15 protein-coding genes are annotated in these 15,840 nt (G+C 63.5%); 7 read left to right on the top strand and 8 right to left on the bottom strand.

Features of this window, described 5'->3' with window-relative positions; all coding sequences use genetic code 11:
- Positions 1-93 precede the first annotated feature (93 nt).
- Positions 94-936 carry a protein-L-isoaspartate O-methyltransferase family protein gene (locus tag LB541_RS22610; protein WP_224619655.1) on the bottom strand — a complete coding sequence of 281 codons (843 nt, stop codon included), beginning with the start codon at positions 934-936 and terminating at the stop codon, positions 94-96.
- 46 nt (positions 937-982) lie between these two features.
- Positions 983-2,347: an Nramp family divalent metal transporter gene (locus LB541_RS22615; protein ID WP_224619657.1), complete on the bottom strand. Its 1,365-nt coding sequence runs from the start codon at positions 2,345-2,347 to the stop codon at positions 983-985.
- A 232-nt stretch (positions 2,348-2,579) separates the two neighbouring features.
- Between LB541_RS22615 and mntR the strand changes: the two genes are divergently transcribed.
- The 3 genes from mntR to LB541_RS22630 all read left to right on the top strand — a co-directional run bounded on the left by mntR (position 2,580) and on the right by LB541_RS22630 (position 5,589).
- Positions 2,580-3,029 carry a manganese-binding transcriptional regulator MntR gene (gene mntR / locus LB541_RS22620; protein ID WP_181165236.1) on the top strand — a complete coding sequence of 150 codons (450 nt, stop codon included), beginning with the start codon at positions 2,580-2,582 and terminating at the stop codon, positions 3,027-3,029.
- 204 nt (positions 3,030-3,233) lie between these two features.
- The gene (locus LB541_RS22625) at positions 3,234-4,166 is read left to right on the top strand and encodes a neutral zinc metallopeptidase (RefSeq protein WP_140555992.1); all 933 of its coding nucleotides are present in this window, start codon (positions 3,234-3,236) and stop codon (positions 4,164-4,166) included.
- 121 nt (positions 4,167-4,287) lie between these two features.
- A complete protein-coding gene (locus LB541_RS22630) occupies positions 4,288-5,589 on the top strand; it encodes a TCR/Tet family MFS transporter (protein ID WP_224619684.1) in 1,302 nt (433 codons plus the stop codon).
- A gap of 13 nt (positions 5,590-5,602) precedes the next feature.
- On the opposite strand, the gene carA is transcribed toward LB541_RS22630, so the two are convergent.
- Complete coding sequence (carA, locus tag LB541_RS22635) at positions 5,603-6,814, bottom strand: glutamine-hydrolyzing carbamoyl-phosphate synthase small subunit (protein ID WP_224619659.1); 1,212 nt, start codon at positions 6,812-6,814, stop codon at positions 5,603-5,605.
- A 278-nt stretch (positions 6,815-7,092) separates the two neighbouring features.
- Here carA and LB541_RS22640 point away from each other — a divergent pair, with 278 nt between their 5' ends.
- The gene (locus LB541_RS22640; protein ID WP_224619661.1) at positions 7,093-7,542 is read left to right on the top strand and encodes a GatB/YqeY domain-containing protein; all 450 of its coding nucleotides are present in this window, start codon (positions 7,093-7,095) and stop codon (positions 7,540-7,542) included.
- A 28-nt stretch (positions 7,543-7,570) separates the two neighbouring features.
- Here LB541_RS22640 and LB541_RS22645 read toward each other — a convergent pair whose 3' ends face one another.
- Positions 7,571-8,497, bottom strand: coding sequence for a LysR family transcriptional regulator (locus LB541_RS22645; protein WP_224619664.1), 927 nt, complete (start codon positions 8,495-8,497; stop codon positions 7,571-7,573).
- 100 nt (positions 8,498-8,597) lie between these two features.
- On the opposite strand from LB541_RS22645, the gene LB541_RS22650 reads away from it, so the two are divergent.
- The gene (locus LB541_RS22650; RefSeq protein WP_224619666.1) at positions 8,598-9,389 is read left to right on the top strand and encodes an alpha/beta fold hydrolase; all 792 of its coding nucleotides are present in this window, start codon (positions 8,598-8,600) and stop codon (positions 9,387-9,389) included.
- Between the two features lie 46 nt (positions 9,390-9,435).
- Here LB541_RS22650 and LB541_RS22655 read toward each other — a convergent pair whose 3' ends face one another.
- Positions 9,436-10,425, bottom strand: coding sequence for a murein L,D-transpeptidase catalytic domain family protein (locus tag LB541_RS22655; RefSeq protein WP_224619685.1), 990 nt, complete (start codon positions 10,423-10,425; stop codon positions 9,436-9,438).
- Positions 10,426-10,715: 290 nt separating this feature from the next.
- On the opposite strand from LB541_RS22655, the gene LB541_RS22660 reads away from it, so the two are divergent.
- Entirely contained in the window at positions 10,716-11,420 is a 705-nt protein-coding gene (locus tag LB541_RS22660; protein ID WP_224619667.1) for a DNA helicase, read from the top strand.
- A 52-nt stretch (positions 11,421-11,472) separates the two neighbouring features.
- On the top strand, positions 11,473-12,030 hold the full coding sequence (locus LB541_RS22665) for a GNAT family N-acetyltransferase (RefSeq protein WP_140582017.1): 558 nt from the start codon (positions 11,473-11,475) through the stop codon (positions 12,028-12,030).
- Between the two features lie 114 nt (positions 12,031-12,144).
- Here the strand turns inward: LB541_RS22665 and LB541_RS22670 are convergent, their stop codons facing one another.
- The 3 genes from LB541_RS22670 to LB541_RS22680 all read right to left on the bottom strand — a co-directional run bounded on the left by LB541_RS22670 (position 12,145) and on the right by LB541_RS22680 (position 15,541).
- The gene (locus LB541_RS22670) at positions 12,145-13,329 is read right to left on the bottom strand and encodes an MFS transporter (RefSeq protein WP_140666143.1); all 1,185 of its coding nucleotides are present in this window, start codon (positions 13,327-13,329) and stop codon (positions 12,145-12,147) included.
- A gap of 122 nt (positions 13,330-13,451) precedes the next feature.
- A complete protein-coding gene (locus tag LB541_RS22675; protein WP_140495915.1) occupies positions 13,452-13,661 on the bottom strand; it encodes a DUF2061 domain-containing protein in 210 nt (69 codons plus the stop codon).
- Between the two features lie 218 nt (positions 13,662-13,879).
- Positions 13,880-15,541, bottom strand: a complete 1,662-nt coding sequence (locus LB541_RS22680; RefSeq protein WP_140495914.1) for a Na/Pi cotransporter family protein — start codon at positions 15,539-15,541, stop codon at positions 13,880-13,882.
- Positions 15,542-15,840 lie beyond the last annotated feature (299 nt).

The following is a 15,840-nucleotide window of genomic DNA, read 5'->3' on the forward strand; positions in this document are numbered from 1 at the left end:
CTCCTGTTTCGATCCATGCCGTCAGGGCCGGACTTCAGTCCAAGGACGGATGACTGGCTGGCCGTCCGACAGGCCCTGCCGAATTTCGGTTCGTCAGCCCCGAGGCCGCGCGTCGAGGCTGCGTGACGAAAACCAGACATGCTCAAAGATCGCGGTGGCGGTGCGGTCCGGCAACTTGTCCGCCGTCAGCCAGATCGAGCGGCTGCGCGCGGCCTGGTCGCGCGTCGGGATTTTTGCCGCGGGGCTTGCAATCGACGCGCCGGAGCAAGGGATGAACCAGGAGCGCATGAAAGGGTCGCAGGCAAAACCTTTTTCGGTGCGGGTCACCAGAACGGCCAGGGGAACGCGCTCGGCCGGGCGCCACGGGAAGATCATGCGGCCGTCCGGCTTCAGCGCCTTGAGCCAGCCGGGTGGAGGTGCCGCGACGCCGGCATTGACATAGATGACGTCCGACGGCGGCAAATCCGATGTGACGGCATCGCCAGGAATGACAGTGACGTTCTCGTAGCCCGCAAGGTTTGCCTTTGCCCGCGAGGCAAGATCGGCGTCCAGTTCGAAGGCGGCAACGGTGCCGCCAGGTGAAACCAACCTGGCCAGCAAAGCCGTGTAGTAGCCGGTGCCGGCGCCGATGTGAGTGACAGCCTCGCCGGGCCTGGGCGCGAGTTTCCCGATCCACATGGCGTGCAGGAACGGCTCGCCATTGTTGATGCCCTTGTCGGCATCGAGCACCACCAGCACGTTCTGGTAGATGAAGCGCGGGTCGGCGCTCGGGGTCTCGACCGCGCCTTGGCCGGCGACGATCGTCCATGGGCCAGGACCGAGAAACGCCTCGCGCGGCACGGCCGCGAACACCTCTTCAAGACGCGGATCGGCGGAACGCGCCTGGGCAGCCATCAGCTTGGCATAGAAGCTTCGGGATTGGGCTATCGTGGTCATGATCGAGCGAGAAATAGCGCGGGCCGCGTCTTTGTCGCGGCCGATTTCAGCCGATCCCGAACAGCGTGTCGTAGAGCAGCTTGAAGTTGAGCAGCAGGATGATGGCGGCGACCACCCAGGCGAGCGCCGCAACGGCGCGCGGAATGGCGAGATTGCCCATCGTCTTCCTGTCGGAGACGAACTGCACCAGCGGGATCACCGCGAAGGGCAGCTGCATCGACAGGATCACCTGGCTGAACACCAGCAACTGGCCAGTGCCCTTTTCACCATAGAGCGCGGTGACGACCACGACGGGGATGATGGCGAGGCCGCGCGTCAGCAGGCGCCGCGCCCATTGCGGGATGCGCAGGCGCAGGAAGCCTTCCATGACGATCTGGCCGGCAAGCGTAGCGGTCACCGTCGAGTTCAGGCCGGAGGCGAGCAGCGCCACGGCAAACAGGATCGAGGCGATGCTCAGGCCGAGCAGCGGCGACAGCAGTTCGAAAGCCTGGCCGATCTCGGCGACGTCCTGATGGCCGGTGTTGTGGAAGGCGACCGCCGACACGATCAGGATCGAGGCGTTGACGAACAGGGCCAGCATCAGGGCGATGGTCGAGTCCGTCGTTGCCCATTTGACGGCGTCGCGCTTGCCCTCGTCGGTGCGTTCATAGGCGCGGGTCTGCACGATTGAGGAGTGCAGATAGAGATTGTGCGGCATGACGGTGGCGCCGATGATGCCGATGGCGATGTAGAGCATCGCCGGATTGGTGACGATTTCGGATGACGGCACGAACATCGAATGCAGGATCGTGCCGGCCGGCGGCGCGGCGACGAAGATCTGGATGGCAAAGCAGCTGAAGATGATGATCAGAAGCGCGACGACGAAGGCTTCGAGATAGCGGAAGCCCTTGTTCATCAACAAAAGCACCAGGAAGGCGTCGAGCGCGGTGAGCATGGCGCCGCCGATCAGCGGAATGCCGAACAGGAGCTGCAGCGCGATCGCGGTGCCGATCACTTCGGCGAGGTCGCAGGCGATGATGGCGAGCTCGCAGGCGATCCACAGCACGAAGTTGACCGGACGCGGGTAGTAGGCGCGGCAGGCCTGGGCGAGGTCGCGGCCGGTGGCGATGCCGAGACGCGCGGCCAGCGCCTGCAGCAGGATCGCCATCAGGTTGGACAGCATGATGATGAACAGCAGCGTGTAGCCGAACTGGGCGCCGCCGGCGAGGTCGGTCGCCCAGTTGCCCGGGTCCATATAGCCTACCGAGACCATGTAGCCCGGCCCCATGAAGGCAAACAGCCGACGGAACCAGACGCCCGAATTCGGTACGGCGATCGAGGAGTTGACCTCGCGCAGGCTCGGCTGCTCATCGCCTGGCCTGTCGAACCGCCACGCTGGTCTGGCTATGGCGGTGGCGTCGGTCTCGGACATGGCGAATTCCGCTTGATGCAATGGATGATGTCTCCTATCTATGCCACGGCTCAACATTATGCAATATGCTATATTTCATTGATCATGCTTTTGTGATGCGATCGATCGTGCTCCGACGCGGCGGCGATGCGGTTGCGCCTGGGCCCGAATGCAAATAAACGCCAGGATTGTCGGGGCCCGTGCTATGAATGCGGGCCGATTCAATCTTCGGGCAGCCAAGGAGGAGCGCATATTGGCGCTGAAGAACAGACCGGTCCCGCGTGAGCCGCTGCCCGATGCCGATGTCCATTCGGAAGGGTTCCGGCAGACGCGCGAAGCGCGCCGCAGCGCGCTGGTCGAGGACTATGTCGAGTTGATCGCCGACCTGATCGAGGACGGCAACGAGGCCCGCCAGGTCGACATCGCAGCCAGGCTGGGGGTCGCCCAACCGACAGTGGCCAAGATGCTGACCAGGCTGTGTGCCGACGGGCTGGTCTCCAGAAAGCCTTATCGCGGCGTGTTCTTGACCGAAGCAGGTCGCAAGGTCGCGGAAGAGAGCCGCATTCGCCACCAGACGGTGGAGGCTTTTTTGCGTTCGCTCGGCGTCAGCGCCGAGACGGCGCGCATCGATGCCGAGGGCATAGAGCACCATGTCAGTGCCGAGACACTGGAAGCGTTCCGCAAGGCGATGACGGCGGGCTAGGGACTTTGCCAAGCCGTTGGCTCGTTTCGCCGGCGATGCCATAGACATTCCACAGTCGCGGCCAGAGCAGCGGAGCCAACATGCCAGCACGGCCACGGCTGCGAAAAATGCTGTGACTTGGCGCAACCATTGAGATAATTGTTTATGAGGTGGAGCCGGCCTCGCGCCGGATCGACCAGTAAATTCGCAGCGCGGGGAGTTGCCATGCTCTGGAGAGGCCGTCGTCAGAGTGACAATGTCGAGGACCAGCGCAGCAGCGGCGGCGGCGGATTTGGTGGCGGCGGACCCGGCCAGTTCCGCATTCCGATCGGCGGCAGCAGCGGCGGCGGCATGTCGATCTCGACCATCATCATCCTCGTCGTGCTCTATTTCGGCCTGAAAGCCTTCGGCATCGATCCGATCCAGGTGCTGAGCGGCGGCGGTGGAGGCCTGCTGCCTGGCGGCGGCGAGATAACGGACAACAGCGGCAGCCAGGGCGGGGGCACCGGTGCGCCGGCTTCCGACGAGATGAAGCAGTTCGTGGCAACCGTGCTGGCCGAGACCGAGGACACATGGACAGGCATTTTCAAGGCCAACGGACTGACCTATGAGGACCCCAAGCTGGTGCTGTTCAGCGGGCAGATCCGCTCGGCCTGCGGCTTCGCCTCGTCGGCGGCCGGACCGTTCTATTGCCCCGGCGACCACAAGGTCTATCTCGACATGACATTCTTCCAGCAGCTGGACCAGCAGTTCGGCGCCTCGGGCGAGTTCGCGCGGGCCTATGTGATCGCGCATGAGGTCGGCCATCACGTGCAGAATCTGACCGGCATCATGTCCAAATTCAACCAGATGCGGCAAAGCATGGGCGAGGCCGAAGCCAATCAAATGTCGGTGCGCGTCGAGCTTCAGGCCGACTGCTTCGCCGGCGTCTGGGCGCATTACACGGCGCAGAAGGGCATATTGGAGCAAGGCGATATGGAAAGCGCGCTCAATGCCGCCAGGCAGATCGGCGACGATACGCTGCAGAAGAAGATGCAGGGCTACGTAGTGCCGGAAAGCTTCAACCACGGCACGTCGGCGCAGCGGCAGACCTGGCTGGCGCGCGGCTACAAGAGCGGCAAGCTTTCCGACTGCGATACGTTCAACAACCCGATCTGAGCATCCGGTTCTTTCACGGGTGACCTGACGGCAAGGATGTCGTCAGGGGGTGTCAGGATGCGAACGTCCTGCTTGTTCCCTCATTGTTCCTGACGGCCTGCTCGCCTATAAGTGCCTCCGCCTGCGCGCCAGGCGCCGGGAAGGAGCAGACGAAACCATGATGGATCCCAAAACCGCCAAGCGGGGGCTTGCGCTCGTCTTCACGACGCTGCTCCTCGACATCATCGGATTCGGCATCATCATGCCGGTGCTGCCGGCCTATCTGCAAGAGTTGACCGGCGTCGGCGTCTCGCAGGCGGCGATCGAAGGCGGCTGGCTGTTCTTCGTCTATGCGGCCATGCAGTTCTTCTTCGCGCCCATCATGGGCGGGTTGAGCGACCGGTTCGGCCGGCGGCCGATCCTTCTCGCCTCCGTGCTGACGTTTTCCATCGACAATCTGATCTGCGCCATAGCCTGGTCCTACCCGATGCTGTTCATCGGGCGCGTGCTGGCCGGCATTTCAGGCGCCAGCTATTCGACCACATCAGCCTTCATCGCCGACATCTCGAACGATGAGAACCGGGCCAAGAATTTCGGCCTGCTCGGCATCGCCTTCGGCGTCGGCTTCGTCATCGGGCCGGTCCTTGGCGGGCTGCTCGGCACCTTCGGGCCGCGCGTGCCGTTTTATTTCGCCGCCGGACTTGCCTTTGTGAACTTCCTGATCGCGCTGTTCCTGCTGCCCGAAACGCTCGATGAAAAGCACCGCCGGCGCTTCGACTGGAAACGCGCCAACCCGGTCGGCACGCTTCTCCAGATGCGCCAATATCAAGGCATTGGCTGGATCGGGCTGGTCTTCTTCCTGATGACGCTTGGCCACATGATGTATCCGGCGGTCTGGTCGTTCGTCTCCAGCTATCGCTATGGCTGGAACGAGCAGCAGATCGGTTTTTCGCTCGGCGCTTTCGGTCTGTGCGGTGCCATCGTCATGGCAACGGTGCTGCCGCGCATCATTCCCAGGCTTGGCGAGTGGAGGACGGCGGTTATCGGTCTTGCGTTCACGGCGCTCAGTGCTTTCGGCTACGCCTTCGCGACGCAGGGTTGGATGATTTATGCGGTGATCGTCGTCGGCTGCCTGGAAGCGCTGGCCGACCCGCCGCTCAGGAGCCTCGCCGCCGCCAAGGTGCCGCCTTCGGCGCAGGGTGAATTACAAGGCGCGATGACGTCGATCTTCTCGATCACATCGATCGTCACGCCGCTGCTCTATACCGCGATCTTTTCCTGGTTCACCGGGCCAAGCGCGCCAGTGACCTTCGGCGGTGCGCCTTACCTGGTTGGCGCGGTTTTCCTAGTGCTGGCGCTCGTTGTCTTCGTTACGAAAGTGGCGAGGCCCGCGGCACTCGGAACCGTCACCAAAGGCGTCGCGGAAGATGGGGCACGAATATGAGGATCTGTCGGAACTAAGCCCGTTCGGCCAGCAGTTCCTCGCCGCGCTTTTCGCGGATCAGGTTGACGAAGCGGCGGAACAGATAATGCGAATCCTGCGGGCCGGGCGAGGCCTCGGGGTGGTGCTGGACCGAGAATACCGGCCGGCCTGTCAGCGCGATGCCGCAATTCGAGCCGTCGAACAGCGAGACATGGGTTTCCTCGACGCCTGACGGCAGCGAGTCGGCGTCGACGGCAAAGCCGTGGTTCATCGAGACGATCTCGACCTTGCCTGTGGTGTGGTCCTTGACCGGATGGTTGGCGCCGTGATGGCCCTGATGCATCTTGGCGGTCTTGCCGCCCAGCGCCAGCGCCAGCATCTGGTGGCCGAGGCAGATGCCGAACACCGGAATCTCGGTCCTGAGCAGGTCCTGGATGACCGGCACGGCATAGGCGCCGGTGGCTTCAGGGTCGCCGGGGCCGTTGGACAGGAAGATGCCGTCCGGCTGCATGGCGAGGATTTCCTCGGCGCCGGTCTTGGCCGGAACCACGGTCACCTTGGCACCAAGCCCCGCAAGCAGGCGCAGGATGTTGCGCTTGACGCCATAGTCGATGGCGACGACATGCATGGAGGGCTCGTTCTGTTCGCCAAAGCCCTCGTCCCACACCCAAGGCGTCTCGCGCCACACCGAGGACTGGCCTGACGTGACCTCCTTGGCGAGGTCGAGGCCGATCAGGCCGGACCACGCGGCGGCGCGGCGTTTCAGGTCGTCGAGATCGAAGACGCCGTCGGGCGCATGCGCGATAACGGCGTTGGGCATGCCCTTTTCGCGGATCAACGCGGTCAACGCGCGGGTGTCGATGCCCGAGAGGGCGACGATGCCGCGCTTCTTCAGCCATTGATCGAGATGGCCGGCAGCGCGGTAGTTGGAGGGATTGGTGACATCGGCCTTGAACACGGCGCCGACGGCACCGGCGCGAGCAGCCGGATTGAGGTCCTCGATGTCTTCGCCGTTGGTGCCGATATTACCGACATGCGGGAAGGTGAAGGTGACGATCTGGCCGGCATAGGACGGATCGGTCAGGATCTCCTGATAGCCGGTAAGCGCGGTGTTGAAGCAGACCTCGGCGACCGCCGAACCCGTTGCGCCGAGACCGCGACCCTCAATGACGGTGCCGTCGGCCAGCACCAGCAATGCCGTCGGTTTCTCGGTGGCCCAAGCGGGGGTGGACGCGGTGTCGGCCATGGCGGCACTCCTATCAGGCCGCGCGCTTCAAACAGGCCCGGCGGGCTATTTGCGCGGCAAACGGCGCGGAGCGGCGAATTCGCGGCCTTCACGCACTCAAGCTTCAGTTCATGCAAGGCCCAGTACATAGGGGAAGGGGGCAGGTCGGTCAATGATGATGGGAAATGCCGCCGCGATTTATTTCATTGAGCAATATCATAGGCTTGCCTCGACATATCAGGGTTTGCGTTGGCCTGCACCCGGCGCTATTGTCCGCGCCGACCGAAGGAGAGAGCACGATGCGCGCAAAAATCGCCGAATCCCTGAAGAGCGCGATGAAGGCGCAGGACAAGCACCGGCTGCCGACATTGCGGCTGATCCAGGCCGCCATCCACGATCGCGACATAGCCAATCGCGGTGCCGGCAAGGAGCCGGCCAGCGACGAGGAGATCCTGCAGATCCTGGCCAAGATGGTGAAGCAGCGCGAAGAATCGGCCAAAGCGTTCGAGGACGGCAAGCGGCCGGAACTGGCCGCGCAGGAGCGCGGCGAGATGGAGATCATCCGCGATTTCCTGCCGACGCAATTGGACGATGCCGCCATCACCGCCGCGGCACGCGAGGCGATCGCAGCGACCGGTGCCGCCAGCCAGAAGGACATGGGCAAGGTGATCGCGGCGCTGAAGCAAAAATATGCCGGCCAGATGGATTTCGGCAAGGCAAGCGGCATCATCAAGGGACTGCTGCAGTAGCCGGCGCGACCCTCGGTGCTTGCCTGCCCTATGGAACAACCTTCTGGGGCTCCAACGCGCGGCGCAATGCCGGCGCCTCCTGCTGGATATGATCCCACAAACGGTTGGCGACCGGCCCGTGGGGACGGTCGCGGCGGCGCGCCACCACCAGTTCGTCGGTGCGGCCCGGCATATGAGGGCCGGCGATGGACCGCAGGCGTCCATCGCGCAGCTCCTCTTCGATCAGGAAGCGTGGCAGGTGGCCCCAGCCGAGGCCCTGCAGGATGATCTCCTTCTTCATGCCCTGGTCAGCGACCAGACATTGCGGCGCGCCTTCGACCATGAAGTAATCTTGTTGTGGTGAATGGCGGGCAGTGTCGCGCATCACGCATTGGGTGAGCGCCTGCATCTGGTCGAGCGTGATCGGCGGCTCGATGCGCTCCGGCAGAAAGCCCGGTGCCACCACGGGAATGAACGGCACCTTGCACAAATCGATCCATTCCACCCGCGCATCGCCCTTGTCGATCCAGTGCAGGACCAGATCGGCCTCGTCGTCGAAAAGGCGTTCGCAAGGGCCGCCGACGGCCTCGAAGTGCAGGTGCAGACGCGTGCCGGGACATTGCGCGAAGAACCGCCCGAGCAGGCCCAGCACCTGCGGTCGTGGGCATAGGTCGCCGATCACGACATGAATTTCGGTTTCCTCGCCCATCGAGAGCTGGGCAGCATGCACGCGCAGGCCTTCCAGTTCGCGTAGCAGCGATTGCGCCCGGCGGTGGAACGACAGCCCGGCCTCGGTCGGGCGAACGCGATAGCCGCTGCGGTCCAGGAGAACGAGGTCGAGCTGCCGTTCCAGCTTGGCGACAGCGGCGAATACAGCCGGGTGTGAACGATGCAACAGGGCCGCCGCCGGCTGAAAGCCGCCGGTGCGGATCACGGCGTCGAAGCACTGCAGGTCGTGCAAGGTGAATTCAGCCATGTCAGCTTTGATTACAGAGATTGTCCTGACTTTGTAATATCAACAAACCAACGATCTGACTACGCTCTGTCATTCAACCCTTCCAGAAGGATCTTTCATCATGAGTGAGCTGAATTTTGTGACTGTTGGCGACGGCACGCGCATCGCCTACCGTTTCGACGGCGATGCGCGAAAGCCGGTTCTGATGCTGTCGAACTCCATCGGCACCACGCTGCATATGTGGGATGGACAGATCGGCGAGCTGTCCAGGCATTTCCGGGTTCTGCGCTATGATTTTCGTGGCCATGGCGGATCGAGCGTGCCGGCCGGCGCCTATTCGCTCGACCGGCTCGGCCGCGATGTGATCGAACTGCTCGATGCGCTTGGTCTTGGCCGCGTGCATTTCCTCGGCCTGTCGCTGGGCGGCTTCGTCGGGCAATGGCTCGGCATCCACGCGCCGGAGCGGATCGACCGGCTGATCCTGAGCAACACCTCGTCGCATCTCGGACCGGCAAGCTATTTCGACGAGCGCATTGCCGCCGTCCGGCAGGCGCCCGATATGGCCGAAACCGCCGAAACGTTCCTCAACAACTGGTTCCCGGCCAAAATGATGGCGGCCAACGAGCCCGTCATCGGGGAATTTCGCGCCATGCTGCTCACCATCGACCGGCAGGGCTTGGCGGGCCTCTTTGCGGCGGTGCGCGACGCCGACCTTCGCCGCACGGTGGCGCTGATCTCGCGGCCGACGCTGGTGATCGCCGGCGAGCACGACACGGTGACGGCGGCCAGCCACAGCGAACTGATCGCCGCGGCGGTGCCCGGCGCGAAGCTGGTCGTCCTGCCGGCGGTTCACCTGTCGAACGTCGAATATCCATCCGGTTTCATGCAGGCGATGTTCGATTTCCTGCGCTGAGGAATGCGATCCCGTAGGCCCCGCATCCCCCGAGCCGGGACGGACCTCACGGCTCCTTGCAGATCGGCACCGGCTGCGGAGGCGGTGCCGGGTGGTCCTTCCTATATTGGGCAATGATCGGCTCGAGCGTCTTTCGCGGCCAGAATTTCGGAGAGCCGATTTCCTTCAGGCAGGATGCGTTCCAATAGGGCCCAGCGTCCGACAGCGAACGCCCCGCCGCCACGATTTGCGCAACGGCGGCGATGTCGCGCGATTCAGGGTAGATGTAGAGCGTCGTCGGATTGTCCTTCACCATCGGGATGATCTGCCGCGCATCCGCCGCCGACCAACTGGTGCAGCCATTGCTGCGGCCGCCGGCATAATCCACCAGCTTGCCGAACGGCACGTAGCCGTCATGGTCGGCATGCGAGCTGGCCGGGTCTTTGCGAAGACACATTCCCTTCAACACTTCCGCCGGATGCCCGCCGATCACGCGCTGCCTGGCGTTCGCGGCCTCGCCCTCGCCATCGAACTGCACGAAGGTACGCATGAAAGCCACGTCCTGCTTCGCCGCGGTGCGATAATAGCCCTTGAACGAGGTTTTCGCCTCGCCGGTCATATAGGCGCCGCCGGCGGTCAGTGACGAATCCAGCGCATTGCCGAAGTTCTTCGCGCAGCGCTTGCCATTGGCGAAATCGGCGACGCCCTTCAGATTCCGGCCGCTGCCGTGGCCCGCCGAAACGGCGCGAAACGCCTGGCTGGCCTCGCAGATGATGTAATAACGGTGACCCAGTTTGTTGTTGCCCAGATCGCTAGGGCGCGTCGCATCCATGGCGAAGTAGCAGGGATTGTTAACGGCTCCTGCGCCGACTTTCTTCAGGTAAAGCGCTCGGGCCCGCTCCAGGACCACAGCTGAGATCTGGCCATCACCTTCGCCGACATGGGCCTGCAGCCAGGCCGGAATGGCCGAGGGCGCGGCAAAGGACCGTGCCGTCAAAGCGACGACAACGAGGAAGAGGCTGGCGACGACACCCAGCGGGATAGATCTCAACCGCACCAGACCCGTTCTCCTGTCGAAGCGTTTGTGTTTTGGCGGTGAATCACCCCCGGCACGATCATAAATCGGCTTACGCCCGCCGGCGAAACACATCTTGTTCAGCATTCCCGGCACGTATGCGCGTTTTCGACCCGCCAGCATTAGGGTATTGTCTGATTCCGGCGCGCCCACGCCTCCTCCCTCCGTCGGGAAAGCATCATTCATGCGGGGCAATCCGATCATCGAACCGACTGTTCGAGCACCAGGCATAAGGAGGGGTTGCGAAGACTGCTCGCACCAGGAGGTTTGCGATGATTGCGCCCGTTTACAATCTGAAGCGTCAAGCCAGGCTGTTGTCCCGCGAGGAGAAGATTCCGCTCCATCAGGCGCTTGACCGTATTGCAGCCCGCGAAGGTTTTGCGAGTTGGAGTCTGCTTGCGGCCAAGGCAGCCGAGACGACGGCCGCCGGCAGGCTGTTCTCGCGGCTGATGCCCGGCGACCTGGTTCTGGTCGGTGCGCGACCAGGCCACGGCAAGACGCTGATGAGCCTCGAACTCGCGGTCGAAGCCATGAAGCGTGGCCATCGCAGCGTGTTCTTCTCGTTGGAATACACGCATCGCGATGTGCTGGACCGGTTTCGCGCCATCGGGGCGGACCCCGCCCAGTTCGACCGATTGTTCGCGTCCGACACTTCCGATGGCATCAGCGCCGACTACATCGTCGAGGTGTTGGGATCGGCGGCGCGCGGGACGCTCGCTGTCATCGACTATCTGCAACTGCTCGACCAGAAGCGGGACAATCCGGAGCTGATGGACCAGGTCCGGACATTGAAGGCTTTTGCGCGTGACAGGGGCGTGATCCTGGTCTTCATCTCGCAGATCGACCGCTCCTACGATCCGTCAACGAAGCCGTTTCCCGATATCAGCGACGTTCGGCTACCGAACCCGCTGGATCTGTCGCTGTTCAGCAAAGCGTGTTTCCTCAACAAGGGCGCGATCCGCTTCCAGCCCGCTTGAGCGTTCCAGTGGCCATCGCTATGCCTGCTTGGCCTGCGAGGGAGCATGGATCATGATCGAAATCGTCAAGCCCGGGCTCAAGCATCTGGCGTCCTACAAGGCTGCGCTCGAGCGCGGCTGGTCGCCCGACAATGTACGGCTCATGGAGGCAGCTCGCGAGCAGCTTGCCGCAATCGAGGAGGATCCGGCGGCGTTCCTGGCCAGCCTCGATGATCCCGAGGCCAAGGGGCCGCCGATCACCTTGCCTGACGGCAGACAGGTCCCGCGCCTGCCGGGCTTCAGGCGCTGGATGTGGGACGGCGAGACGTCAGGCTCGATCGGCCTGCGCTGGCAAAAGGGCACGTCGGCGCTGCCGCCGCACGTGCTTGGCCATATCGGCTACGCCGTGGTGCCGTGGAAACAGCGACGCGGCTACGCGACGGAAGCGCTGCGGCTTATGCTGGATGAGGCGAGGGCGGTCGGCCTGGCTCATGTCGACATCACCGCAAAACCTGGCAATCCGGCCTCGCACAAAGTGATCCTGGCCAACGGCGGCAGACTGGTCGAACGTTTCCTCGAAGATGCCGCCTATGGCGGAGCGGAGAGCCTGCGGTTCCGCATCGATCTGTAATGCGTTGGAGCTGCGCAGCCGCCGGGCGAGACATGACTGTTCATCGCGTCGTGCTTGCGCCGGTGGACGCCCGGATCAGGCATGATCGGTGGTGGATGTCCTGACGCGGATAATCTACTCAGCCGCTGCCGTCAGCGGTGGCGTGGCGTTGCTGCGCCACTCCCAGATGTGCGAGGCGAGCGCCACCGCGACGGCGACGAGCATCGCCACAGCGCCAAGCAGCGGCAGGCTGCGATAACCGTAACCGCCATTGAGCATGGCAGCACCGAGCGATGCCGCGAGCGCTATACCGACATTGAAGCCGGATGGGATCAGCGAGGAGGCCAGGTTCGAGGCATCCGCAGTCCAGGACAGGATGCGGGTCTGAATCGGCGTACCGATGGCGAAGTTGAGGCCGCCCCAGATGACGATCGCCACGATCATCGGCACGGGATAGGGGCTGACGGCATAGATCACCGCAAGCGTCACCGCCTGCAGGGCCAGCATGGTGATCAGCGAGGGCATCAGCTTCCAGTCGGCTAGCCTGCCGCCGAGGAAGACGCCAAGCGTGGCGCCGACGCCGTTGAGCAAGAGCACCCAGGGCACCAGGTTCTCGTCGAGGCCGGTGATCTCGATCAATGTCGGGGTGATGTAGGTGAACAGGCCGAACTGGCCGATCATCAGCATCAGCATCAGGATCAGCGAGGTCCAGACCTGCTGGCGGGCAAGCACGCGGACCTCGCGGGCGAGGCCGGCGGGTTTGGCCTGATAACCTGTGGTGCGCGGCAAAAGGGCTGCCATGGCAAGCGTGGCCGCCACGCCCAATGCGCACATAACCCAGAAGGTCGCGCGCCAGCCCCAGATGTTGCCGATGGCAGTGCCCGCCGGCACGCCGATCACGTTGGAGACGGTGAGGCCCGACAGGATGACGGCCACCGCCATGCCGCGCTGGTCCTCGCGCACCAGCCCGACCGCCACCACCATGGCGACGCCGAAATAAGCGCCATGCGCGACTGCGACGGCAATGCGCAGAAGCAGCATCGAGGTGAAGTCGGGCGCCAGCGCGCAGGCCGCCTGACCGATGGTGAAGGCGACCGCGAGGCCGAGCAGCAAGGTTTTGCGCGGCAAGGACTTGGTGGCAAGTGCCAGAAGCGGACCGCCGATGGCAATGCCGCAGGCATAGCCGGAGACGAGATAGCCCGATGTCGGAACCGAAACGCCAAGCCCTTGCGCCACCTGCGGCAGCACGCCGGCGATGACGAATTCGGTGGTGCCGAAAGCGAAGGCAGCGATGAACAGGGCGATGAGCGGAAGCGACATGGCGGGAATTAAATCCTCGAATGCAGGCCTCAAACCACGGATGCGCGCTGCCGGCAATCCAGAAATTTTTGTCGCCGCTTTAGCTTTTCTTGATCTCCGGGTTCAAAATCTTGACCCCGGGTTCAGAACGGGGTCTTGCGTCCATAAGGAACCTTCAGCCATGCCCGCTCATGAAAATAATAGAGCAGCGACTTGGTGAAGACTTCTGTCACGCCGATGGCGGCCGCCAGCTTGACGCTTCCGGTCACCACCAGCGAGATGATCATCGTATCGATGGTGCCGGTCACGCGCCACGAAAGCGCCTTGGCGAAACTGCGCGAATGGGTGTCCATCGATCTCCTCCGAAAGCTTTGGCTGATATGCCTAGCCCGAGCGATGGAAACGCGGCAATGGCAATTTTGCCGCCGAAGGACCGACGCCATGCAATTCTGCCGCAATACAATTTTTTCGACAGAGTGCGGCGCTCTTCCTTCTGCCCTTGTTTGTTGGGAGGTGGCGTCGCAAAGCGAGGTGGGATGAGGTGTCTCAAAGAAGGGAGAGATGTCGTTGATCAGCTCGCCTTCAACCTGGATCCACCGAGGAGGCCGCGTTCTTCCAGCACGGGATAGGCCATCGATGCCAGCAGCGAGTTGATCTGTTTGAGATCGCGGATGGTGTCGAGGTGGATCGAACTGGTCTCGACGCTTTTGGCAGTGCCTTCGCGCAGCCGCAGGAAATGGCTGGCGCTGGTCTCTTTTTCGGCGTCGCGCAGCCGTTCCTTCTCCAGCACCAATTGGCGAGCCGTCTCGGCATCGCGCGACACCAGCACGTTGAAGGCAAGCCGCGCATTGGCGAGCACCGAAGCGTGGAAGGCGCACAGCTCGCTCCAACCCTCGTCGGTGAATTCCAGTCCACGGTCGAACTTCTTCTTCACATGTACCAGCATGTTGCGCACGATGATGTCGCCGACCTGCTCCAGCTTGACGCAGGCGCCGATCAGTTCCTGGCAGCGCAACGCCTCGTCCTCGGTCAGCGGGTTCTTGGTGACCTTGGCGAGGTAGAGCTTGATCGCCGCGTGCTTGCGGTCGACGCGGTCGTCAAGGGCGGCCAGCGCCTTGATCTTGTCGGCATCGGCGCTCTCGTAGAGCTCGATGATGCGCTTGAGCATGATCTCGACCGTCTCGCAGACCCGCACCACCTCGCGGGTGGCATTGGCCAGCGCCTGGCTCGGCACGTCGAGCGCGCTTTCGTTGAGCGCCGAGAGTTCGACGACGTCGAGCGTGGCGGCTGGCGTCTTGGTGCCGAGCGCCACGATCTTCTCCGAGGCGCGGTAGACGAGACCCGCCAGCGGCAGGCCGGCGAGCAGGATCAGCACGTTGAACAGGATGTGGGCATTGACGATCTGGTCCGCTGCCGTCGCGCCAAGGAACGCGAAATGCGGCCTGAAGATCATGACCAGGATCAGCATGACCAGCGAGCCAAGCCCGCGCATCAAGAGGTTGCCGATCGGCACGACGCGCACTTCGGGGCCGGAGGAGCGGGTCAGCATGGGCGCGATGATCGACGAACCGAGATTGACGCCCAGGATGAGGACGACGCCGAGTTCGGGCGTGATCAGGCCGCGGCCCGCCAGCGTCGCCATCAACAGGACCGCGGCGATGCTCGACTGGAACAGCCAGGTGATCAGCGCCGCCAGTAGATAGGCGGTGATGGAATCGCCGGAGAAGTAATTGATGATGACCGGCATTAACTGGCTGTTGCGCAGCGGCTCGGATGCCTGACCGATCATTTCCAGCGACAGGATCAAAAGGCCGATGCCGACCAGGATGCGACCGGTCTGGCGCCAGTCGCGCCGCTCGGTGGCCATGAACATGACCGTGCCGGTGATCAGGCAGAGCGGCACCAGCAGCGTGAGATCGAAGGTGAGCAGCTTGACCACCAGAGCCGAACCGATCTCGGCGCCGCGTACGGCCAGTTGCCCGGCCGCGCCCGAGACGATGCCGGAGCCGGCGAAGGAGCCGACCAGCAGCGTGACGGCGGTGGAGCTCTGCAGCGCTATAGCGAGGCCGGTGCCGGCCAGCACCGCCATGACAGGATTGCGCATGGTGGCGCGCAGCTTGTGGCGCAGCACGTCGCCATAGGCGCGCTCGACGCCGGTCTTCACCATGCGCGTGGCAAACAACATCAGCGCCACGGCCCCGGCCAGATGCAGAAGAACCACGGAGCCGCTCATTGCGGCGCACCGATACGGACAAAGCCGGAGACACGGGCAGCGCGGCGGCCGGGGGAAGGACGAGGGGTGCGAATCATGATCATGGCGTTGGCCGATAATAGCTCGAATATTTTAGCCGGATAATAAAAATTTGTCGATTTCAAGGGCTGCCGGCGCGCGACGGGGCGTGTCGGAGAATGGACGGATGCCGAAATGGTTGCATGAGCCTCGCCGCCTTGACGCGGCGGATCGGCCGGTGTTGCCGCCCGCCCTTCGCCCGGAATTTGCGAAGATGTTCAACCAATCGATCTAAGCTTCGG

This window comes from Mesorhizobium sp. BR1-1-15 (genome assembly GCF_020165475.1).
In the GTDB taxonomy this organism is placed as follows: Bacteria; Pseudomonadota; Alphaproteobacteria; order Rhizobiales; family Rhizobiaceae; genus Mesorhizobium.

Excerpts from the sequence above, each read along its gene's own strand:
- carA (WP_224619659.1), bottom strand. The coding sequence starts at position 6,814 with ATGGCCGACACCGCGTCCACCCCCGCTTGGGCCACCGAGAAACCGACG.
- LB541_RS22680 (WP_140495914.1), bottom strand. The coding sequence starts at position 15,541 with ATGAGCGGCTCCGTGGTTCTTCTGCATCTGGCCGGGGCCGTGGCGCTG.
- LB541_RS22625 (WP_140555992.1), top strand. The coding sequence starts at position 3,234 with ATGCTCTGGAGAGGCCGTCGTCAGAGTGACAATGTCGAGGACCAGCGC.
- LB541_RS22610 (WP_224619655.1), bottom strand. The coding sequence starts at position 936 with ATGACCACGATAGCCCAATCCCGAAGCTTCTATGCCAAGCTGATGGCT.
- LB541_RS22675 (WP_140495915.1), bottom strand. The coding sequence starts at position 13,661 with ATGGACACCCATTCGCGCAGTTTCGCCAAGGCGCTTTCGTGGCGCGTG.
- LB541_RS22615 (WP_224619657.1), bottom strand. The coding sequence starts at position 2,347 with ATGTCCGAGACCGACGCCACCGCCATAGCCAGACCAGCGTGGCGGTTC.
- LB541_RS22660 (WP_224619667.1), top strand. The coding sequence starts at position 10,716 with ATGATTGCGCCCGTTTACAATCTGAAGCGTCAAGCCAGGCTGTTGTCC.
- LB541_RS22665 (WP_140582017.1), top strand. The coding sequence starts at position 11,473 with ATGATCGAAATCGTCAAGCCCGGGCTCAAGCATCTGGCGTCCTACAAG.
- LB541_RS22650 (WP_224619666.1), top strand. The coding sequence starts at position 8,598 with ATGAGTGAGCTGAATTTTGTGACTGTTGGCGACGGCACGCGCATCGCC.
- LB541_RS22640 (WP_224619661.1), top strand. The coding sequence starts at position 7,093 with ATGCGCGCAAAAATCGCCGAATCCCTGAAGAGCGCGATGAAGGCGCAG.
- LB541_RS22670 (WP_140666143.1), bottom strand. The coding sequence starts at position 13,329 with ATGTCGCTTCCGCTCATCGCCCTGTTCATCGCTGCCTTCGCTTTCGGC.
- LB541_RS22645 (WP_224619664.1), bottom strand. The coding sequence starts at position 8,497 with ATGGCTGAATTCACCTTGCACGACCTGCAGTGCTTCGACGCCGTGATC.